Raw genomic sequence first — 20,248 nt, 5'->3', positions numbered from 1 at the left:
GTCAGGTCCTCACCGGAGCCGGCTGGGCAGCCCGCTCGGAGTGCGGCCGCAGCGGGTGGGCGTCCACGTCCGGCTGGTCGGGCACCGCGCCAGGGGCACCTTCGACGACATGGCCGTGCTCGGTATGCCGCCGGGCCTGCTCCAGGGCCCAGTACACGGCCTCGGGAGTGGCTGGAGAAGCCAGGTCGACGCTGACCCGGGGTGGCCCGAAGGCTGCCGCCGCCTGGCGCAGGGCCTCGCGCACGCTGAAGGCGAGCATCAGGGGCGGCTCGCCGACGGCCTTGGAGCCGTAGATGGCGCCGTCCTCATGCGCTCGCTCGAGAAGGGCGACGTTGAACACCTCGGGCATCTCCGAGAAGCTGGGCAGCTTGTACGTGCTCGCGGCCTGCGTCGCGAGGCGTCCGCGGGTGGACCGGTCCGACTCGTCCCAGCGAAGGTCCTCCAGGGTCAGCCATCCGGCGCCCTGGACGAACGCGCCCTCCACCTGGCCCAGGTCGACCAGCGGCGACAGGCTGTCTCCGACGTCGTGCACGATGTCCACCCGACGCGTGCGGTACGCCCCGGTGAACCCGTCGACCTCGACCTCGGTCGCGGCGACGCCGTACGAGAAGTACTTGAACGGCGAGCCGTGCATGACGCTGGAGTCCCAGTGCAGCCCCTCGGTCCGGTAGAAGCCGGCCGCCCACAGCTGCACGCGCTGGAAGTAGGCCTGGTTGACGACCTCCGCCCACGGGACGGACCGGCCTCCGCCCACCGTGGTGACCTCTCCACCGCCGAACCGCACATCGGCCGGGGCGATCCCGAGCCGGCCCGCGGCGACCACCCGGAGCCGGTCGAGGATCTGCTCGCAGGCATCCTTGACCGCACCACCGTTGAGGTCGGCGCCTGAGCTGGCAGCCGTTGCCGACGTGTTCGGCACCTTGTCCGTCCTGGTCGGGGCCAGCCGGACTGTGTGCAGCGGGACCCCCAGCGTGGTGGCCGCGACCTGAAGCATCTTGGTGTGCAGCCCCTGGCCCATCTCCGTGCCGCCGTGGGAGATCAGCACCGAGCCGTCCTTGTAGACGTGCACCAGTGCACCGGCCTGGTTGAAGGCCGTGAAGTTGAACGAGATGCCGAACTTCACCGGAGTCATCGCCAGGCCGCGCTTGAGGTCGCGGTGCGACGCGTTGAACCGCTCGACCTCCGCCTTGCGGCGGTCGATCTCGGCGCTCGAGCGCACCTGGTCCCAGCAGACGGCCGCGCGCTCGGGGTGCCGGACCGGCTGCCCGTACGGCGTCTGCTGACCCTCGGTGTAGAAGTTGCGGCGGCGCAGGTCCATGGCGTCCAGACCCAGCAGCGGCGCACAACGGCCGAGGATGTCCTCGATGACGAGCATCCCCTGCGGTCCGCCGAACCCTCGGAACGCCGTCTGCGACGTCTTGTGGGACTTGGCGATCCGTCCGTTCACGCGCACGTTGGGGATCCAGTAGGCGTTGTCGATGTGGCACAGCGCCCGCGCCAGCACGGGCTCTGACAGGTCGAGGCTCCATCCGCCGTCAGACGTCAGCGTCGCGTCGAGGGCCTGCAGCCGGCCGTCGTCGTCGAAGGCGACGCGCCACTGTGCATGGAAACCGTGCCGCTTGCCCGACATCGTGAGGTCCTGGGTGCGGTTCAGCCGCACGCGCACCGGACGGCCGGTGAGGGTCGCACCGAGCGCCGCGATCGCGGCATACCCGTGGGGTTGCATCTCCTTGCCGCCGAAGCCTCCACCCATGCGCAGGCACTGCACCGTGACGGCGTGGCTCGGCCGGCCGAGGACGTGCGCCACGATGTCCTGGGTCTCGGTGGGATGCTGCGTGCTGCACTGGACGAAGATCTGCCCGTTCTCGTCGACCGTCGCGAGCGAGGCGTGGGTCTCGAGGTAGAAGTGCTCCTGCCCGGCGAACTCCAGCTCGCCGCTGAAGACGTGCGAAGCGGACCCGAACGCCGCGTCGATGTCCCCGCGTTCCATCCGCGGCTGACCGCCTTGGAAGCTGCCCGCCTCGATCGCGTCGCGGACGCTCACGAGTGCGGGAAGCACCTCGTACTCCACCTCGACGGCGAGCGACCCCAGCCGCGCGGCCTCGAGCGTCTCGCCGAGCACCCAGCACACCGCGTGCCCGTAGAACATGACCTCCGAGGGGAACAGCGGCTCGTCGTGCTTCACGCCGGCGTCGTTGACCCCTGGCACGTCGTCGGCCGTGAGGACCCTGACGACGCCCGGGACCTCGAGGGCCGGCGAGGTCCGCAGGGTGGTGACGCGCGCATGGGCGTGCGGTGCCTGCACGGGGTAGGCGTGCAGACAGCCGTGGGTACGGACGACGAGGTCGTCGGTGTACAGCGCGGCGCCCGTAACGTGGAGCGCAGCGGACTCGTGCGGAACGTCCTGTCCCACAAGGGGGTTCGCCGGGCGTTCGGACAAGGCGCTCATGCCCCGACCTCCTCTCGTTCGCCCGTCTGCGCATGAAGCTTGAGCAGCGCGGTGCCCAGCATCGACCGTCGGTATGCCGCGCTGGCGCGGTGGTCGTCCAGTGGTGTCCCTTCGCCGCGCATGACGTCAGCGGCTGCGCGCGCGACCTCCGCCGACCACGACCGCCCCTCGAGGGCGGCTTCGGTGGCCAACGCGCGGACGGGTGTCGCCGCCACGCCACCCAGGCCGATCCGGGCCTTGGCCACCACACCGTCGCGGACGTCCAGCGCGAAGCCGACGGCGACGCTCGAGATGTCGTCGAAGCGCCGCTTCGCGACCTTGTGGAAGGCCGTGACGCCGCTGAGGGGCATCGGAACCCGGACGGCACGGACGAGCTCGTCGGGGCGCCTGAGGGTCTGCCGATATCCGGTGAAGTAGTCGGCGAGCGGTACCACGCGCTCGCCGGCCACGGACGTCAGCACCACCGACGCCTCGAGTGCCAGCAGCGCCGGCGGGGTGTCGCCGATGGGCGAGGCCGTGCCGAGGTTGCCCCCGATGGTCGCGCCGTTGCGGATCAGCCGGGACGCGAACTGCGGGAACAGCGCGTCCAGCAACGGAACCCGTCCAGCCAGACCACGCTCGACCTCGGTGAGGGAAAGGGCCGCACCGATCTCGATCACGTCGTCGGAGAGGTCGAGGTGGCGGAGCTCGGCGAGCCGGTCCAGTCCGATGGCGAAGGGCGCCCGGGCCCCCCGGATGTTGACGTCGACCCCCCAGTCCGTCGAGCCGGCCACGAGCACGGCCTCGGGGTGTTCGGCGAGCAGCTCCAGAGCCTCGCCGAGGTCGCCCGGCCTCGCGTACGTGCCCGTGTCGCCGTGCACCCGGATGGCGGCCGCCACGGGCGCCGGTGCTGCGCGTCGTGCGGCGAAGGGGTCGCTCTGCGCCGGCTCCCCCAGCGCGAAGGCGGCGTCGCGCAGAGGCCGGTAGCCGGTACAACGACACAGGTTGCCACTCAGAGCATGGAGGTCGAAGCCGTTGGGCCCGTGCTCGTGGTCCGGGGCCTGGTGCACCGAGTCGACCGGTTCGTGCCCGTTCTGGCTGGGGTCCGGTCGACGGTCTCCGGCAGCAGGAACCGGTCGACGGCCTGCCCGGTAGTACTCGGCCGCCATGCTGCAGACGAAGCCGGGGGTGCAGTAGCCGCACTGCGAACCGCCCCGCACGGCGACCTCACGCTGGACGGGATGCAACATCTCAGGAGAGCCCAGTCCCTCCGCGGTGACGACCTCACCGCCCACCAGAGCGGCTGCCGGCACCAGGCACGCGTTCACCGGGGTCCACTGGGTCCGGTCGTCACCGTCGGGTCGCGCGACCATGACGGAGCAGGCCCCGCACTCGCCCTCGGCGCATCCCTCCTTGGCGCCGGTGAGCCCGAGACCCCGGAGCCAGTCGAGCGCAGTGGTGTTCGGGTCCAGCCCGGCGAGCCCACAGGGCTTTCCGTTCACCGTGACCTCGTGCGTGGCCTGCGGCTCGGTGGTCTGGTGACCGTTCGGTGCAGTCATGGCGCAGCTCCCGTTCGCCCCGTGTCCGGGCTCCATCATCCACCCCGGCGCATCGCCAGGGTGCATGGTTTCGGGCCTGCGATCCGCCGGTTATCCATGCAGAACAGCGGTCGCGCGATGGAGCGACGCTATTCTCAACATTCTGTTGAATCAAGGGTTTGGGTGGAGTTCTCTCATGGTGGGCAGCCGCTCGCACACGGCCTGGACGACCACCGGGGGGCGGCTGATCTCCGGCCCCTCACCGTCCGAACTGGCTCAGCACCCCCATGTAGGTCTTGGGTGGTGGAGGCGCCAGCTCCCCGTGCGTGCTGGGGCGCAGACCCATCCGTACGAGACCCTCTGCCAGGACCGTGGCAGCCGCGACGCCGTCGACGACGGGGACCCCCAGCTCGTCAGTGAGCAGCTCCGGGAGCCCGGCCATACCCGCACAGCCCAGGACGATGGCGTCGCTGCCGTCCTGGGCCAGGGCGCTCTTCGCGAAGGACAGGATCACGGCGTACGTCCGGGCCCGGTCCTCCTCCAGCTCCAGCACCGGGATGTCGCAGGCATGGACGCCAGCGCACTGACGCTCGAGACCGTACGTCCTGGTCAGGTCCCAGGCGCGCCCCACCGTCCGGCTCATCGTGGTGACGACGCTGAAGGACCGGCCGAGCAGCGACGCGGTCTTCATGGCGGCTTCTGCGATCCCGATGACCGGCCTGGACGCCGCCTCACGAGCAGCGTCCAGACCGGGGTCTCCGAAACAGGCCAGGACGAAGGCGTCGGCGTCGTGGTCGGCACGGACGACCTCGAGCAGACCCGGCACGGCCAGCGCCTCGTCGTAGTGGCTCTCGATCGACGCGGGGCCCATCGTCGGGGTCCGTCCCGTGACGACCGTGTCAGCGCCTGCCACCAGACGAGCCTGGGCCTCGACGAGGTCCGTCATGGACTGCGTCGTGTTGGGGTTCACGACTGTGAGCCGGATGGTCATCGCACGCACGCCTTGGTGTCCAGGGTGTGCTCGTGCACTCCGAGGCGCGGGGCGATGAGGGCGTAGGCGGCGAGTCCCACTCCGCACCCGATGAACCAGCTGTAGTCGTCGAACCGGTTGACGCCGGGCACGAAGACCGCCGCGAGGGCCGAGGCGGCGGCGATCGCCGTGGCGTAGATCGCGGCGGCGTTGTAGCCCCGGGTGTAGTGGTAGGCACCGTTCTCGTCGAGGGTGAAGAGGTCGTCGACGCAGACCCGCTGCTTGTGGACGATGTAGTAGTGCGCGATGAGGACGCCGAAGAGCGGACCGATGAAGGCGCCGAGCGTGTCAAGCGTGTAGTGGATCGTCTCCGGGCTGTTGTAGAGGTTCCAGGGGGTGAGCAGGACCGAGCCGACGGCGGCGATCATGCCGCCCATGCGCCAGCTGATCTTCTGGGGGCTCACGTTGGAGAAGTCGAACGCCGGCGAGACGAAGTTCGCCACGATGTTGATACCGATGGTGGCCGTGGTGAAGGTCAGCGCGGCCAGGACCAGCGCGAAGGTGTTGTCGATGTGTCCGACGGTCTCCACCGGGTCGGTGATGAGCTTGCCGTACACCGGCAGGGTCGCGGCGGCGGTGAGGACGGTCAGCAGCGAGAAGAAGAGGAAGTTGACGGGCAGCCCCCAGAAGTTGCCCTTCCTGACGTCCTCGAACGTGCGCCCGTACCTCGAGAAGTCACCGAAGTTGAGCATCGGTCCGGAGAAGTAGGACACGACGAGCGCAGTCGCGGCGAGCATGGTGGTGAAGACCTGGGTGCCGCTCAGCTGGTGGTCGGAGAGGTTGAGGTTGATGCTCCAGCCGGACTTGACCAGCAGGTAGACGCAGAGGACCACCATGACGACATAGACGGCCGGGCCGGCGAAGTCGATGAACCTCTTGATGGTGTTCATTCCGGTCCAGAACACCGCTGCCTGGGCGACCCAGAGGATGGCGAACGTGACGTAGCCGAGCGCGCTGAGCCCCAGGAGGCCGTGCTGGCCGACGTCGGAGAAGGGGGCCAGGCCAGGGAACATCCGGACCAGCAGGATGTCGAGCGAGGCCGAGGCGAGATAGGTCTGGATCCCGTACCAGGCGACGGCGATGAGCCCTCGGATGATGGCCGGGATGTTGGCGCCCAGGACCCCGAAGACCGAGCGGCAGATGACTGGGTACGGCACGCCGGTGCGCTGGCTGGGCTTCGCGACGAGGTTGCAGAAGAACAGCACGATGGTGATGCCGGTAATGAGGCAGACGAAGACCTGCCAGCTCGTCAGGCCCAGGGCGAACAGGCTTCCGGCGGTGAGGTAGCCGCCGACGCTGTGCACGTCCGACATCCAGAAGGCGAAGATGTTGTACCAGGACCAGGTCTGCTCCTTCAGCGGTGCAAGGTCCTCGTTGGTGAGGCGCTTGTCGTAGCCGGGCTTGATCAGCCCGACGCCGGCGCCATGGTCGTGCTCACCCGTGTGGGTGGCGAATCCGGCCGCATGGGCGGCTTCTTCGGTGAGGGGCTGCTGGAGCTCGGTCACGGTGACCTCCTGGGTCTCGGATTGCGTAAACCCTAGGGAGAGAACAGTTTCCGTGGTGTATCCGGAACCGTATATCTGGGTATATCTCCGCCCCTCCCGACACACGAACGTCACCGACGAGGTCTGGAACGGTAACAACCGGACGTATCGTCCTACCTGGGCGACAACCTGGCGATGCAGGCGGCGAGGCGGTCGTGGTGCTCACCGCTGACGGCCCTCAGCCGCTCGGCGTCACGTGCGGTGAAGGCGGCGAGCATGGCCTCGTGGTCCGCCCGCAGCTCGGCCCGCTCGTCCTCCGTGAGCTGCATCATCGTCTGGAACGGCTCGGTGAGGTTCCACGCGATGTCGAGCATGTGCAGCAGGCGCGGCATACGACAGGGCGCCAGCAGCGCCTCGTGGAAGTCGCGGCTCGCGTGCTGGAAGCCCGCCGCATCCCTCGTCGCCACGGCGTCGACGAGCTTCGCGTGGATCGCGGTGGCGCGGGCGTGGTCCGCAGCGGTGGACTGCCGGACGGCAGCGTCCAGGGCGGCCGCCTCCAGGGCGCCCCGCACGACGTAGAGCTCTTCGAGCTCCGCCGAGGACAAGGCCGTGACCGTATAGCCCAGCCGCGGCTGATGAGCGAGAAGCCCTTCTCCGAGAAGGGTTTTCAGCGCCTCGCGCACCGGGATCAGGCTGACCCCGAAGAAGGCGGCGACGTCGTCGAGCGGGATCGGGCTGCCCGGCGGCACCTGTCCCGAGACGATGACCCGGCGGAGCTCGGACAGCACCTGAGGACCCGTCGCGTAGCTCCCTTCGCGCACGAGCAGGCTCACGATCCCCGACTGGCGTCGTGGCTGCGTCATCGGCTCACCTGCCTCCACCTGCGCCATGTCCGGCGACCCGACCGGTCCACCCGCGCCCAACCCGCCCCATCATGCCCGGCGCACTGCCGCGCCGTCTGCTAGACCAGCTGCCGGCTCAGCGTCGCGTGCCTGTTGACGTCCTTGTAGAGAAGGTAGCGGAACCGCCCGGGTCCGCCGGCGTAGCAGGCCTGCGGGCAGAAGGCGCGCAACCACATGAAGTCGCCCTCCTGGACCTCCACCCAGTCGTTGTTCAGCAGGTACACCGCCTTGCCCTCGAGGACGTACAGGCCGTGCTCCATGACATGGGTCTCGGGGAACGGGATCGCTCCACCGGGCTCGAAGCTGACGATGTTGACGTGCATGTCATGCCGCACGTCGAGCGGGTCGACGAACCGCTGCGTGCGCCACGCTCCTTGGGTGTCCGGCATCTCGACGCCTTCGACGTCCACCTCGTTCGTCACGAAGGCCGAGGGCGCCTCCACGCCGTCGACGCGCTGGTACGCCTTGCGGACCCAGTGGAAGGTGGCGCTTCGCTGGCCGGCGTTGCGCAGCGTCCACTGCTGTCCCGGCGGCAGGAAGGCGTAACCGCCCTCAGCCAGCAGGTGCTGCTCCTCCCCCAGCGTGAGCGTGAGCTCCCCGGAGACGACGAACAGCACCCCTTCGGCGCCAGGGTCGAGCTCCGGGCGGTCGCTGCCGCCTCCCGGTTGGACCTCGACGATGTACTGGGAGAACGTCTCGGCGAACCCGGACAGGGGCCTGGCGACCACCCACAAGCGAGTCCCCTCCCAGAACGGCAGGCTGCTGGTGACGATGTCGGTCATGGTGCCGCGCGGGAGCACCGCGTACGCCTGGGTGAACACGGCCCGGTCCGTGGTGAGCTGCGTCTGCGGCGGCAACCCACCGGCCGGCGCGTAGTACCGCGCTGTGCGCGCGACCGGGGTGGCGGAGTCGCTGGGCGTCATGACTGTCCTCTCTGCAGGAGACGGCCGCGCGGCGCGGCCTCGAGGTCGAGCGGGCTGCCGTCCAGCCAGGTCTGGCGGACGGTACCGGTGAGCTTGCGGCCGGCGTACGCCGACACGGGGTTCTTGTGATGCAGCGCAGCCACGTCGACCACGAAGGCGTCGTCCGGCGCGAAGACGGCGAAGTCGGCCACCGCGCCCACGCTGATCCGTCCGCGGTCGGTCAGGCGCACCTGGTCGGCGGGCGCCTGCGCCATCCACCGCACCACGTCGGCCAGCCCGTGCCCCCTGCGGCGCGCCTCGGTCCATACCGCGGAAAGCCCCAGCTGGAGGGAGGCGATGCCACCCCAGGCCTCGCTGAAGTCCCCCGTCGCGAACCGCTTGAGGTCCGGGGTGCAGGGCGAGTGGTCAGATACGACCGTGGCGATGGTCCCGTCCTCGAGACCGGCCCAGAGCCGCTCACGGTTGTCGTGCTCACGGATGGGGGGACAGCACTTGAACTGCGTGGCGCCGTCCGAAATCTCCTCCGCCTCGAGGGTGAGGTAGTGCGGGCACGACTCGACCGAGAGCCGGAGCCCTTCGCGACGGGCCTGCGCCAGCAGCGGAAGGGCGTCCGCGTCCGACAGGTGCAGGATGTGCGCCCGCCCACCGGTGACCCGCACGGCCTCGACGACCTGCGCGATCGCTCGCTCCTCGGCCACCTTCGGACGCGACCCCAGGAAGGCGGCATACGCACGACCGCCGGGCTGGACCGACGTCTCGATGGTGTGCTCGTCCTCGGCGTGCACGATGACGAGGCCGTCGAAGGCCGCCGTCTCGGTGAGGGCTGCGCGCAGGCCCTCCGCGTCCAGGTGGGGGAACTCCTCCACGCCGGAGTGGAGGAGGAAGCACTTGAAGCCGAAGACGCCCGCGTCGTGCAGCGGGTGAAGGTCAGCCAGGTTGCCCGGGATGGCACCGCCCCAGAAGCCGACGTCCACGAAGGACTGGTCGCGGGCGGCGGCCCGCTTCACCTCCAGTGCCGCCACGCTGACGGTGGGCGGGATGCTGTTGAGTGGCATGTCGATGATCGTCGTGACGCCACCGGCGGCTGCAGCTCGCGTAGCGCTCGCGAACCCCTCCCAGTCCGTGCGCCCTGGCTCGTTGACGTGCACGTGCGTGTCGACCAGCCCGGGCAGCAGCACCTCGTCGTCGGCAAGCTCGACGACGTGGCTGCCCTCAGGCACCGCGTCGTACGGCCCGACGGCCGCCACCCGACCGTCGCGGACCACGACGCAGGCGCCGCGTTCCAGGCCGTCGACAACGGCCCGGCGTGCCCGCAGGACCACGTCTCCCTTCATCGCTGCCCACCTCCTCGTCCTGCCTCGACCGTATGCCGTGTGCTCATCCTGCCGCTGGCTCGCGCGCCTATGGGCCGGCACAGCGCCGGGTCGAGCACCCTGTTGCGATGGCTGCCGAGCACGCCGCCGTCTGCGGTGACCAGATCCTCGTGCCGCAGGTAGGGCCGGGGTTCGGCGTGGCCCATGGCGACCCCGGCCGGTGTGCCGGTGAGCAGCAGGTCACCAGCCTCGAGCGTCATGAGGCTGCTGACGTAACAGAGGAGCTCAGGGACGGTGAAGATCATGTCGCTGGTCACGGCGTCCTGCCGGACGCGGCCGTTGACGCGCAGCCGCAGGCGGACCTCGCCCGGGTCTCCCAGCTCGTCGGGCGTCACGAGCCACGGTCCGACCGGGCAGAAGGTGTCGGCGGACTTGCCCTTGGTCCAGGTCCCGCCCCGCTGCAGCTGGAGCGCCCGGTCGGAGACGTCCTGCGCCAGGACGTAACCGGCGACCGCCTCCGCGGCACGAGCCTCGTCGACCTCGTCACGCAGCGTGCCGCCCAGCACCACTCCGAGCTCCACCTCGTAGTCCGTGGTCGTCGATCCCGGCCTGAGCCGGATGTCGTCGTCCGGGCCGCACAGCGACGTGGGCGCCTTGAGGAACACCACCGGCTCCTGAGGTCTCGGCATCCCGGCTTCGGCTGCATGAGCCGCGTAGTTCAGGCCGATACCGATGATCTTTCCCGGTCTGGCGATGGGCGCGCCCCGGCGGGCGACGTCCTCGGTGAACCGCGGCAGCAGGTCCGGCACCAGAGCGCGCAGCTCCGTGGCGAGGAACGAGCCGTCGACGTCGGCAGTGACGCCGGTCAGGTCGTACAGGCCCCCGTCCGAACCGACCGCGACCGGGGTCTCGGCACCAGGCGCACCCACCCGTCCCAGCCTCACGACACATCCACCAGCTGCTCGCGGGCGATCCGTGCTCCGACGGTCTTCAGCAACGGCCCAGGCGCGGCGAGCGCCAGGTTCGCTGAGCCCGCCTCCTGCACGAGCGAGTACGCGGTGCGCAGGCCCAGCGTCGCAAGGTCCTCCGGGTCGAGCGTCACCCGTCCTGCCACCGCGACGACGGGCACGCCGAGGGCTGCCGCCACTCGTGCCACCGCAGCGGGGGCCTTCCCATGCAAGGTCTGTCTGTCGAGGGAGCCCTCGCCGGTGACGACGAGGTCGGCGTTCACCAGCGCCTCGTCCAGTCCGGTGAGCTCGAACACCAGCTCGGCGCCCGCACGCAGGGTCGCTCCGAGGGCCGCGAGCAGGGCGAAGCCGACGCCCCCGGCAGCCCCGGCGCCAGGGTGGTCCCGCAGGTCTGTCCCGGTCGCCTCGGCCATGAGGTCGGCCCATCGCGTGAGTGCCGTGTCGAGGCGCTCCACATCCTGGGGTCCGGCCCCCTTCTGAGGGCCGTACACGGCAGCGGCCCCTCGGGCACCCGTGAGGGGGTTGTCGACGTCCGAGGCTACGACAACCTGCGCGACGGCGAGGGCAGGGTGCAATGACGTGAGGTCCAGGTGGCAGGCGTCCGCGAGCCCGCCACCACCCGGTGCGACCGGGCGCCCCTGCGCCGTGAGGATCCGGGCGCCGAGCGCCTCCAGGAGCCCCGCGCCGCCGTCAGTGCAGGCGCTACCTCCGATGCCGACCACGATGCGGTCGGCCCCGGCGTCCAGCGCTGCGGCGATGACCTCGCCCGTGCCGTGGCTCGACGCGGTGAGTGGCGCCGGGCGACCCTGCGGCAGCTGGGCGAGCCCCGAGACGTCCGCGAGCTCCACCACGGCCTGTGACCCTCGCCTGGCGAAGGCGGACGTGTGCGGCATACCGGTCGGGCCGTGCGTCCGCACCGGCACGCGGACGAAACCCGCAGCCTCCGCGGCTGTCAGGGTGCCGTCGCCACCATCGGCGACCGGGATGACGACGACCTCGGCGTCCGGGCACACCGAGCAGAGCCCGGCACGCAGGTACGACGCGACCTCGGCGGCGGTCAGCGTGCCCTTGAACTTGTCTGGAGCGAGGACGACCCGGGGCATCTGTGGTCTTCAGTCCAGGTTGGCGAACAGCGCTGTGGGCGCGTCGGCACCGGACTCGGCGAGCGCCTCGAACTCCGTGACACCGGCGATCGAGAGCCCCATCGAGACGTTGGTGACGCGCTCGAGGATGACCTCGACCACCACGGGGACCCGGTACTCCTGGGCAAGGCTCTTGGCCTTCTCCAGGGCGGGGAGGATCTCCTCGGGGTCCGTGACTCGAATGGCCTTGCACCCCAGGCCCTCGGCCACCTTGACGTGGTCCACGCCGTAGCCGTTGACCTCCGGCGAGTTGACGTTGTCGAAGGACAGCTGGACGCAGTAGTCCATGTCGAAACCTCGCTGGGACTGACGGATCAGGCCGAGGTAGGCGTTGTTCACCAGGACGTGCACGTACGGGATGGCGAACTGCGCACCGACGGCGAGCTCCTCCATCATGAACTGGAAGTCGTAGTCCCCGGACAGCGCCACGACGAGGGAGTCCGGATCGGCGGTGGCGACTCCCAGCGCGGCCGGCACGGTCCAGCCCAGCGGTCCGGCCTGACCGGCGTTGATCCAGTGCCGGTCCTTGTAGACGTGGAGCAGCTGGGCCGCCTGGATCTGGGAGAGACCGATGGTCGAGACGTACCTGACGTCCTTGCCGAACGCCCGGTTCATCTCCTGGTAGACGCGCTGCGGCTTGATCGGCGTGACGTCGAAGTTGGTCTTGCGCCACAGGGTGCGCTTGCGGTCCTGACACGACTGGGCCCAGCCCTGGCGGTCAGGAAGGCGTCCGGCCTCCTGCCGCTCCCGCGCCACGGTCACGAAGAGCTCCAGCGCCGCTTTGGCGTCGGACACGATGCCGTAGTCGGGGGCGAAGACGCGCCCGATCTGCGTCGGCTCCACGTCGACGTGGACGAACGTCCGTCCCTGGGTGTACGTCTCGAGGTCACCGGTATGGCGGTTGGCCCAGCGGTTCCCGATGCCCAGGACGAAGTCCGCCTCGAGCATCGTCGCATTGCCGTAGCGGTGGCTCGTCTGGAGGCCCACCATGCCTGCGTTGAGCTCGTGGTCGTCCGGGATGGAGCCCCAGCCCATCAGCGTGGGGACGACCGGCACCCCGGTGAGCTCCGCCAGCTCGACGAGCAGCTCCGCCGCGTCGGCGTTGATGACGCCGCCACCGGCAACGATGAGCGGACGCTCGCTGGCCTCCAACAGGTCCAGCGCCTTTGCGACCTGGGGGCGGGTTGCGACCGGCTTGTAGACGGGGAGCGGCTCGTAGGTCTCGACGTCGAACTCGATCTCCGCGAGCTGGACGTCGATCGGCAGGTCGATGAGCACCGGACCCGGGCGTCCGGACCGCATCAGGTGGAACGCCTGCTGGAACGTCCCCGGCACCTGCGCCGGCTCGAGCACGGTGACAGCCATCTTGGTCAGCGGCTTGGCGATCGCCGCGATGTCGACGGCCTGGAAGTCCTCCTTGTGAAGCTTCGCCACCGGCGCCTGGCCGGTGATGCACAGGATCGGGACGGAGTCGGCGCTCGCCGAGTAGAGGCCGGTGATCATGTCGGTGCCGGCCGGACCGCTGGTGCCGACACAGACGCCGATGTTGCCGGCCTTGGCGCGGGTGTAGCCCTCTGCCATGTGGGAGGCGCCTTCCACGTGGCGGGCGAGGGTGTGCTGCAGCCCGCCGTTCGTCTTCATCGCCTTGTAGAAGGGGTTGATCGCGGCTCCCGGCAGGCCGAAGAGGTGGGTCACCCCCTCCTTCTTCAGGATCTCGACGGCTGCTTGCGCCGCGGTCATGCGTGCCATGGTGATGCTCCTGGTCTGTCTGGCCGGTCGGCCCCGCGGATCGAGGTGAGAACACCGGACAACACCGGCGCTCCTAGGTCGGATGGTGGGGGCGGCGTGGCGGGTGAGTGGCGGGGGTCCGTTGAGGGGCGTCGGTCGAGGGGAACCGAGGGAGATGGCGGGGTACGGGGTGGTCGGGCTCAGTCGCTGAGCCGGCCTGAGAGGCGCTCCACGCCACGGAGCAGCCCCGAGTGGTCGAGTGCGCCGTCGCCGTTCGCCCGGGCCGAGGCCATGAGCTGGGCGAGCAGCCCTCCGACGGGTACGACCACGCCAGCCTCTCGAGCCGCTGAGGTGACGATGCCGAGATCCTTGTGGTGCAGGTCGATGCGGAACCCGGGGGTGAAGTCGTGGCTGGCCATGGCCGACCTCTTCTGCTCCAGCACCTTCGACCCGGCCAGCCCACCACCGAGGACGTCGAGCGCTGCCTCCAGGTCGACCCCGTAGGCCCCGAGGAAGACGACCGCCTCGGCGAGCGCCTGGATGTTGGCGGCGACGATGAGCTGGTTCGCAGCCTTGACGGTCTGGCCGGCGCCGTTGCCGCCGACGTGGACGACCGTCCTACCCAGCGCGTCGAAGACCTCTCGTGCCGCCTCGAAGTCCGTCGCCTCTCCGCCGACCATGATCGACAGTGCGGCGTTCTTGGCGCCGGCCTCGCCGCCGGAGACCGGCGCGTCCAGCAGCCGGAAGCCTTTGGCCTTGGCGGTCTTCGCCAGCTCGACGGTCACGTCCGGACGGATACTCGAGAAGTCGATGACCAGCGTGCCCTCCTTCGCGTTGGCGAAGACGCCGTCCTCGCCGGTCAGGACGTCCCGGACGTCCGGGCTGTCGGGGACCATCACGGCCACCACGTCGGCGTCCCGGACCGCGTCGGCTACCGATCCGGCCGCCGAGCCCCCCGCCTGCACCAAGGGGGCGGTCTTGTCCGGGGAAGGGTTGAAGCCGACGACGCGGTGGCCGGCGTTCTGGAGGTGTACCGCCATGGGGCTGCCCATGATGCCGAGACCGATGAAGGCGATGGTGCTCATAGGGTTCTCCTGGTTTCGTTGCGCTGATGGGTCAGCCGGCTGCGCGGCGCTCGCGAGGGAGCCATCCGAAGCTCTCGGGCGTGGTGGCGGTGGTCGGCTTGTACTCCAGACCGACCCAGCCGACATAGCCCTGCTGGGCGAGGCGGGCGAGATGGCCGTCGAGGTCGAGCTCGCCGCTGCCCGGCTCGCCGCGACCGGGCGCGTCGGCGATCTGCACGTGCCCGGTGCGGTCGGCGTACCGGGAGATCGCCGCCTCGAGGTCGTCGCCGTTCGCGGCGAGGTGGTAGAGGTCCAGCAGGAAGGCGACGTTGGAGGCGCCGGTCGCGCGCACGTCGTCGACCACGGTCACCGCGTCCTTCGCCGAGCGCAGCGGGTAGGGCTTGGGACCGCTCACCGACTCGACGAGGACGGTCGCGCCGATACGGTCCGCGGCCTTGGCGGCGAGGGCCAGGGACTCGCGCCCGAGCTCGTCCTGTTGCTCCGGACGTGCCTGGTCGACCCGGTTGCCGAACAACGCGTTGAAAGCACCGACCCCTAGACGCTCCCCGATGCCGATGGTGGCGTCGATGTTGTCGCGGAACTCCTGCACGCGGTCCGGTATGGAAAGGACGCCGCAGTCCGGCCCTGCCAGGTCTCCGGCGAAGAAGTTCAGTCCGACGAGCTGGACCCCGGCGTCCTGGACCGCTGCGACGAGGGCGTCGACCTCCGCGTCGGAGGGCACCGGCTGGTCCGGCCACGGCCACCAGAGCTCGATGGCGTCGAAGCCGGCGTCCTTGGCTGCGGCCGGGCGCTCGAGGAGGGGCAGCTCGGTGAACAGGATCGAGCAGTTCACCTCGTACCGCAGGCGATAGTCGGTCATCACGGTCCTCATATTCCGTATCATGGAAGTTCTTTTCCGATTTGGTACAGCGTATGCCGCTGGGCGCCGCCTGGTCAATGGGCACGACCCGAACCCGGCGCATATATCCGGGAGCCGGCCTGTCAGGGCCCGGGTCGGCGGGTCGGTCGTCGGTGCTACCCGGTGCGTCAGCTTCCGCGGTAGGTGGAGTAGCCGAACGGGCTCAGCAGCACCGGTACGTGATAGTGCTCGGCTGCGTCCGCGACGGTGAACACGACCACCACCTCGGGGTAGAAGCCGGTCCGTCCTGCAGCCGCGAAGTACCCACCCGTCGCGAACCGCAGCCGGTAGTCCCCCGGCTCCAGCCGCTCCGGTCCGAGGGTGGCCACTCGCCCGTCGCCGTCCGTGACCCCGTCCGCGAGCGATGTGCCGTCGAGCGACTCGAGCAGGACCAGGATCCCGGCCGCAGGACCACCGAGCGTCGTATCCAGGACGTGGGTGCTCAGCGTCCCCATCAGGTGGCTACCTCTCGCAGGCGCAGCAGGGCGATGTCGCGCAGCTCGTGTACGGTCTCCCGACGCTCGGTGGCCTCGTCGTTGCGCAGTCTGCGGCGCAGCTCCTCCAACACCTCCGGCGCCGACCGCCCCGCGGCGCGGATGATGAAGACCCGGTCGAACCGCGACTCGTATGCGGCGTTCCCATCGGCCAGCGCGGCTGCCACCTCCGGGTCGGCGACGTCCACCCCGGACTGCTCCCGGGTGCTGAGCTCGGCCTCGTGCTCGGGGCTCGAGGGACGCTCGCCGATGCGCGGATGGCCGGCAAGGGCGGCGTCCAGCTCGTCGTCGGACAGCACGGCCGCCGCCGCGGCGGCGTGCTGCTCCAGCACCGGCCAGCCTGCATACGGTCGGCCGTCGAGCACCTCCTGGACCCAGCGCGGGACCGGAAGGCAAGCGGCCAGCCGCTCCCGCGCTGTGTCCTCGTCGAGGTCGTTGAACTCGGGCAGCCCCACCTCAGCCCTCCACGAACCTGGCTCGCGCCGAGTGGATGGGGTTGGCGTCGGCAACCAGGTCGTCGAACCGGTGACCCGCGATCTTGGCGATCTCGACCAGGGCCGCGGCATGCTCCTGCGCGGGCGAGTTGTCCAGTCGCTGCCACCCGGACCTGACCACCTGGTCGAAGGAGTCGCGGTCACGGACGCACGTCACGAGCGGGAAGCCGAACCGGTCGCGGTACTGCGACGTCAGCTCCGAGAGCTCCCCATGGGACTTCTCGTCCAGCCGGGTCAGTCCGAGGACAGACTGGTCATGGAGTGAGTCGGCGCCGGCCTCACCGTCGGCCACGCTCTGTGCCCCGAGGTCCGGGTAGGCGTCGATGAGCTGACGCTGCTCGTCCGCGGTCGCCGAGAACAGTGCCTCCTGGAACGCACGGCGCAGGTCCGTCGTGTCCGCGAACGGTCGGGAGTCGAACGCCCGCTCGACCACCCACCGAGGTCCCTGGAAGAGTCCACCGAACGTCTGGACGAAGTCCTCGCGCGTCATCTCGTTCACCTCGGAGAGGCGGATCAGCGAGCCCGGCGCGCCGGCCACTGCCGGACCGCGGCCGGACCCGACATGGTGGAAGAGGAAGTTCAGCACGATGGCCGTGATCGAGCCGAGCGTGATGCCCGAGCCCAGGATGATCTGCGCCCAGTGGGGGACGGCCTTCGCGACGTCAGGCTGGGCCGTGACGTACATCGCCAGCCCGACGCTCGTCGCGACGATGACGACGTTGCGGTGGTCGTGGAAGTCCACCCGGGACAGGGTCTGGAAGCCCACGACGGCCACCGTCGCGAACATCGCCAGGGCAGCACCCCCCAGCACGGGGTGCGGGATCCCGGCGACGATGGCGCCGGCCTTGGGGATGAGCCCGATGACGATCATGATCAGCCCTGCCGTGGCGACGACATACCGGCTCTTGACGCGGGTCAACCGCACGAGCCCGACGTTCTCCGCGAAGCAGGTGTAGGGGAACGAGTTGAAGACACCGCCGATCGTGGTGGCCAGCCCGTCGGCGCGTAGGGCGCGTGCGATGTCCTCACGCCCGATGCGCTTCTCCACGATCTCGCCGGTGGCGAAGACGTCGCCCGTGGTCTCGACCGCAGTGATGAGCATGACCACGATCATGGAGATGATGGCGGCCACCGAGAACCGGGGCCAGCCGAAGTTGAACGGCGTCGTGACGCCGACCCAGCCGGAGCCCCCGACGGAGTCGAAGTGGGCGTCGCCGAGCGCCCAGGCGACCAGGGTGCCGAGCACCAGGCCGAGGAGCACGGCGACGGTTGCCATGAAGCCCTTGAAGATGCGCTGGATCGCGACGATCAGGGCCAGGGTGCCCAGCGCGTACGCCAGGTTCCGGCCACTGTCGGGGTGCAGGGTCGGGCCCGCCCCACCAGCCGCGTCGGCGGCAGCCACGGGAAGAAGGGCCAAGCCGATGATCGTGATGACCGAACCGGTCACCACGGGCGGGAAGTAGCGGATGAGGCGGCTGAAGTAGGGGGCGACGAGGAAGGTGAAGAGGCCGCCGACGATGACCGCGCCGTAGATCACCAGCAGCCCGTCGGTCCCGCCTCCCGCGGCCGTGCCGATCGCGATCATCGGCGACACTGCGGTGAACGTCACGCCTTGCAGGAGAGGCAGCTTCACGCCGACCTTCCAGAACCCGACGGACTGGATGATGGACGCGATGCCGCAGGTGAACAGGTCCGCGTTGATGAGGTGGATGAGCTCGGCGGTGGTCAGGCCGATCGCGTTGGCCAGGAGGATGGGAACGATGACCGCTCCGGCGTAGAAGGCGAGAACGTGCTGGAAGCCGTAGATCGCCAGCTTGGGTGCCGGCAGGATCTCGTCGACAGGGTGACGCGAGGTGCGCTGAGCGACGGGCGCCGGCGCGGACTGGACGGACATACGAATCTCCTTGTGGCTCAGCAGAATCCGGGAACGGTCAGCCAGGCGTCGCCGGGATCTGACCCGTCCTCACGCTGGACGGTGGCCTCGATGAGGCCGTACGGGCGGTCGGCGGCAACGAAGACCTCGCCGTCGTTCTCGACCCCGAAGGGCGAGAGGTCGACGAGGAAGTGGTGCTTGTTCGGCGCGGAGAACCTGATCTCGGCGACGTCGGGATGGGCGGACAGCACGGCCGAGCCCATGGCATAGAGGCTCTCCTGGAGGGCGCGGCTGTACGTCGTGGCGAAGGTCTCGAGCAGGATCTGCCGGATGTCGTCGAACGACTTGTTCCAGTCGACCCCGTCGACGGTCTCGTAGCGCCAGCGCGCGACGAGAGAGGTGGCGAGGATCCGGTCGTCGGCCTCGGGCAAGGTCGTGTACTCGTCCTTCAGGAAGCCCTTGAACTCCGAACCGGTGGACTTCAGGACGACGAGGTCCTTGACCCCCGAGACGACCCAGGCCCGCGGAGCGTCGCCGCTGCGGTCCTGCGTCACCACGGTGGTGCGCACCTCACCGCCCCGCTTCACGAAAGCGTGGTCATGGCCCGCGCCCCCGACCTCGATGCGGTCCCAGGCATACTCCTCGACCTCGATGCGGCTGGCGGAGGCCGCGGGGGCGACGTCGAGGAACCGCGCGCCCAGGCTCAGGGCGTAGCCCTCGGGCGAGGAGACCCCATGCTGCTTGGCGAACGCGAAGGCCGTGTTCTTCTGGGTGTCGGTGGGCAGGACGTTCGCCTGGTCACCGCTCTCGTGCGCGGCTCGGAAGTCTCCACGCAGGGCGGTTGAGACGTTGAGGTCGCGGATCTCGTGGCGGGGGGTGTCGCGGTAGATCCGGACGACCCGGTTCTCCGCCTTGCCGTACTGGTTGGGACCGAGGACGAAGCTCATGACGGCTGCTCTTTCGGGGGAGGCCCGCCGGCTCGACGAGCGGGCAGTGAGGGCGATGACACGCGCTGGGCGGTGAGGAGGGGCGCAGGCCGGCTCCAGGCCGAGATGCCGGCCATGGGACAGCAAGCCCGTGTTCCCAGTACGATGAGCGGATTTCCGCAACGTGGAACTGCTGTGTCGGATGATGGAAGCCTAGGGTGCGCCGCGATCCGCGTCAACGGTTTGTTGAAGAAATCTGCGACCGCCCGTGCTACTTGTCCCGGATCCGGTTCAGGTAGTTGTAGATCGTGAAGCGCGTCAGGCCCAGCGCCTCGCCCACTGTCTCCGCGGACCGCCGCATCTCGAAGGCGCCCCGCTCCTCCAGGAGCCGGACGGCGTGCTGCTTCTCCGCTCGGGAGAGGGTCGAGAGGCTACCTCCGAGCTCGCCTTCGATCTCCGCGATGAGCCGAGCCAGACCATCTGACAGGTCGGTCCCTTCCGCGCCCTCCTGGACCGGTGCCGCAGCTGTGGCCAGGCGCACGTGGAACAGCGTCCGTCCCCGCCATTCAACCGGTATGTCGTCGGCGCCAGCGTCCGTCCGCACGACCAGGGCGCCGATCCGGGCCAGCAGCGGCGCGAGGGCCAGCTCGACGCTGTCGGCCTCGCTCGGCGGCTCAGCCATCCGAGTCGGCGGACTGCCCGGCGCCAGCGGAATGCCGCATCCTGTCCGACTGCTCCACCCGGTCAGACTGGTCCACCCCGTCAGACTGCTCGAGCTGGTCCGACTGCTCGAGCTGGAGCGTCACTCGGCTCGCCCCGTTGTCCAAGGCTGCCCGCAACGCGTTCGCGAGGGCGGGCACGACGTCAGCCGAGTCCCCTGTCACGGACGTTCCGAGGGGCCCGAGCTCGGGCGCCAGCCCGGCCGCGCGCAGGGCTTCCGCGGCTGCGGTTACGTGTCCCGGCAGCTGCCCGTCCTCGCCGTGGAACGGCTCCGTCGTGAACTCCGCGCGAACGCCCGTCAC

Annotated in this window: 18 protein-coding genes; all 18 read right to left on the bottom strand. The window is 69.9% G+C overall.

All coding sequences use genetic code 11. The features are described 5' to 3' along the window. Position 1 precedes the first annotated feature (1 nt). The 18 genes from xdhB to PHA84_RS05825 all read right to left on the bottom strand — a co-directional run bounded on the left by xdhB (position 2) and on the right by PHA84_RS05825 (position 20,248). On the bottom strand, positions 2 to 2,449 hold the full coding sequence (gene xdhB / locus PHA84_RS05910) for a xanthine dehydrogenase molybdopterin binding subunit (RefSeq protein ID WP_270887177.1): 2,448 nt from the start codon (positions 2,447 to 2,449) through the stop codon (positions 2 to 4). Beyond that, entirely contained in the window at positions 2,446 to 3,987 is a 1,542-nt protein-coding gene (locus PHA84_RS05905; protein WP_270887176.1) for a xanthine dehydrogenase small subunit, read from the bottom strand. The genes xdhB and PHA84_RS05905 overlap by 4 nt, the downstream gene beginning before the upstream one ends. A 238-nt stretch (positions 3,988 to 4,225) precedes the next feature. Beyond that, on the bottom strand, positions 4,226 to 4,957 hold the full coding sequence (locus PHA84_RS05900) for an aspartate/glutamate racemase family protein (RefSeq protein ID WP_270887175.1): 732 nt from the start codon (positions 4,955 to 4,957) through the stop codon (positions 4,226 to 4,228). Beyond that, a complete protein-coding gene (locus PHA84_RS05895) occupies positions 4,954 to 6,501 on the bottom strand; it encodes an NCS1 family nucleobase:cation symporter-1 (RefSeq protein ID WP_270887174.1) in 1,548 nt (515 codons plus the stop codon). Before PHA84_RS05895 ends, PHA84_RS05900 begins: the two co-directional genes overlap by 4 nt. 152 nt (positions 6,502 to 6,653) lie before the next feature. Beyond that, the gene (locus PHA84_RS05890) at positions 6,654 to 7,343 is read right to left on the bottom strand and encodes a GntR family transcriptional regulator (RefSeq protein ID WP_270887173.1); all 690 of its coding nucleotides are present in this window, start codon (positions 7,341 to 7,343) and stop codon (positions 6,654 to 6,656) included. 98 nt (positions 7,344 to 7,441) lie between these two features. Continuing rightward, positions 7,442 to 8,305, bottom strand: coding sequence for a bifunctional allantoicase/(S)-ureidoglycine aminohydrolase (locus tag PHA84_RS05885; protein WP_270887172.1), 864 nt, complete (start codon positions 8,303 to 8,305; stop codon positions 7,442 to 7,444). Continuing rightward, positions 8,302 to 9,639 carry an allantoinase AllB gene (gene allB, locus PHA84_RS05880; RefSeq protein WP_270887171.1) on the bottom strand — a complete coding sequence of 446 codons (1,338 nt, stop codon included), beginning with the start codon at positions 9,637 to 9,639 and terminating at the stop codon, positions 8,302 to 8,304. The genes PHA84_RS05885 and allB overlap by 4 nt, the downstream gene beginning before the upstream one ends. Next, positions 9,636 to 10,562 (bottom strand): fumarylacetoacetate hydrolase family protein, encoded by a 927-nt coding sequence (locus PHA84_RS05875; RefSeq protein ID WP_270887170.1) that lies wholly within the window; start codon positions 10,560 to 10,562, stop codon positions 9,636 to 9,638. Before PHA84_RS05875 ends, allB begins: the two co-directional genes overlap by 4 nt. Beyond that, positions 10,559 to 11,689 carry a glycerate kinase gene (locus PHA84_RS05870; protein ID WP_270887169.1) on the bottom strand — a complete coding sequence of 377 codons (1,131 nt, stop codon included), beginning with the start codon at positions 11,687 to 11,689 and terminating at the stop codon, positions 10,559 to 10,561. Before PHA84_RS05870 ends, PHA84_RS05875 begins: the two co-directional genes overlap by 4 nt. Before the next feature lie 9 nt (positions 11,690 to 11,698). Continuing rightward, positions 11,699 to 13,468 carry a glyoxylate carboligase gene (gene gcl, locus PHA84_RS05865; RefSeq protein ID WP_442952850.1) on the bottom strand — a complete coding sequence of 590 codons (1,770 nt, stop codon included), beginning with the start codon at positions 13,466 to 13,468 and terminating at the stop codon, positions 11,699 to 11,701. A 188-nt stretch (positions 13,469 to 13,656) separates the two neighbouring features. Next, positions 13,657 to 14,667, bottom strand: coding sequence for a 2-hydroxy-3-oxopropionate reductase (locus PHA84_RS05860; RefSeq protein WP_270887167.1), 1,011 nt, complete (start codon positions 14,665 to 14,667; stop codon positions 13,657 to 13,659). Beyond that, positions 14,573 to 15,385 (bottom strand): hydroxypyruvate isomerase family protein, encoded by an 813-nt coding sequence (locus tag PHA84_RS05855; RefSeq protein WP_270887524.1) that lies wholly within the window; start codon positions 15,383 to 15,385, stop codon positions 14,573 to 14,575. Before PHA84_RS05855 ends, PHA84_RS05860 begins: the two co-directional genes overlap by 95 nt. A 182-nt stretch (positions 15,386 to 15,567) precedes the next feature. After that, positions 15,568 to 15,894, bottom strand: coding sequence for a hydroxyisourate hydrolase (uraH, locus tag PHA84_RS05850; RefSeq protein ID WP_270887166.1), 327 nt, complete (start codon positions 15,892 to 15,894; stop codon positions 15,568 to 15,570). Continuing rightward, the gene (uraD, locus tag PHA84_RS05845) at positions 15,894 to 16,388 is read right to left on the bottom strand and encodes a 2-oxo-4-hydroxy-4-carboxy-5-ureidoimidazoline decarboxylase (RefSeq protein ID WP_270887165.1); all 495 of its coding nucleotides are present in this window, start codon (positions 16,386 to 16,388) and stop codon (positions 15,894 to 15,896) included. The genes uraH and uraD (PHA84_RS05845) overlap by 1 nt, the downstream gene beginning before the upstream one ends. Position 16,389: 1 nt before the next feature. Next, a complete protein-coding gene (gene uraD / locus PHA84_RS05840; protein ID WP_270887164.1) occupies positions 16,390 to 18,321 on the bottom strand; it encodes a 2-oxo-4-hydroxy-4-carboxy-5-ureidoimidazoline decarboxylase in 1,932 nt (643 codons plus the stop codon). Between the two features lie 17 nt (positions 18,322 to 18,338). Continuing rightward, positions 18,339 to 19,247: a factor-independent urate hydroxylase gene (gene pucL / locus PHA84_RS05835; protein WP_270887163.1), complete on the bottom strand. Its 909-nt coding sequence runs from the start codon at positions 19,245 to 19,247 to the stop codon at positions 18,339 to 18,341. A 250-nt stretch (positions 19,248 to 19,497) separates the two neighbouring features. Then, positions 19,498 to 19,908, bottom strand: a complete 411-nt coding sequence (locus PHA84_RS05830; protein ID WP_270887162.1) for a helix-turn-helix domain-containing protein — start codon at positions 19,906 to 19,908, stop codon at positions 19,498 to 19,500. Next, positions 19,901 to 20,248: a thiamine-binding protein gene (locus PHA84_RS05825; RefSeq protein WP_270887161.1), complete on the bottom strand. Its 348-nt coding sequence runs from the start codon at positions 20,246 to 20,248 to the stop codon at positions 19,901 to 19,903. Before PHA84_RS05825 ends, PHA84_RS05830 begins: the two co-directional genes overlap by 8 nt.

Origin of the sequence: Pedococcus sp. 5OH_020 (assembly GCF_027812955.1) — a bacterium.
Lineage (GTDB): Bacteria > Actinomycetota > Actinomycetes > Actinomycetales > Dermatophilaceae > Pedococcus.
This window is presented reverse-complemented; position numbering and strand designations above follow the sequence as displayed.

Coding starts and splice junctions, on each gene's coding strand:
- xdhB (WP_270887177.1), bottom strand. CDS start 2,449: ATGAGCGCCTTGTCCGAACGCCCGGCGAACCCCCTTGTGGGACAGGAC.
- PHA84_RS05905 (WP_270887176.1), bottom strand. CDS start 3,987: ATGACTGCACCGAACGGTCACCAGACCACCGAGCCGCAGGCCACGCAC.
- PHA84_RS05900 (WP_270887175.1), bottom strand. CDS start 4,957: ATGACCATCCGGCTCACAGTCGTGAACCCCAACACGACGCAGTCCATG.
- PHA84_RS05890 (WP_270887173.1), bottom strand. CDS start 7,343: ATGACGCAGCCACGACGCCAGTCGGGGATCGTGAGCCTGCTCGTGCGC.
- PHA84_RS05885 (WP_270887172.1), bottom strand. CDS start 8,305: ATGACGCCCAGCGACTCCGCCACCCCGGTCGCGCGCACAGCGCGGTAC.
- allB (WP_270887171.1), bottom strand. CDS start 9,639: ATGAAGGGAGACGTGGTCCTGCGGGCACGCCGGGCCGTTGTCGACGGC.
- PHA84_RS05870 (WP_270887169.1), bottom strand. CDS start 11,689: ATGCCCCGGGTCGTCCTCGCTCCAGACAAGTTCAAGGGCACGCTGACC.
- gcl (WP_442952850.1), bottom strand. CDS start 13,468: ATGACCGCGGCGCAAGCAGCCGTCGAGATCCTGAAGAAGGAGGGGGTG.
- PHA84_RS05860 (WP_270887167.1), bottom strand. CDS start 14,667: ATGTCGGCTGGGTCGGTCTGGAGTACAAGCCGACCACCGCCACCACGC.
- uraH (WP_270887166.1), bottom strand. CDS start 15,894: ATGGGGACGCTGAGCACCCACGTCCTGGATACGACGCTCGGTGGTCCT.
- uraD (WP_270887164.1), bottom strand. CDS start 18,321: ATGTCCGTCCAGTCCGCGCCGGCGCCCGTCGCTCAGCGCACCTCGCGT.
- pucL (WP_270887163.1), bottom strand. CDS start 19,247: ATGAGCTTCGTCCTCGGTCCCAACCAGTACGGCAAGGCGGAGAACCGG.
- PHA84_RS05830 (WP_270887162.1), bottom strand. CDS start 19,908: ATGGCTGAGCCGCCGAGCGAGGCCGACAGCGTCGAGCTGGCCCTCGCG.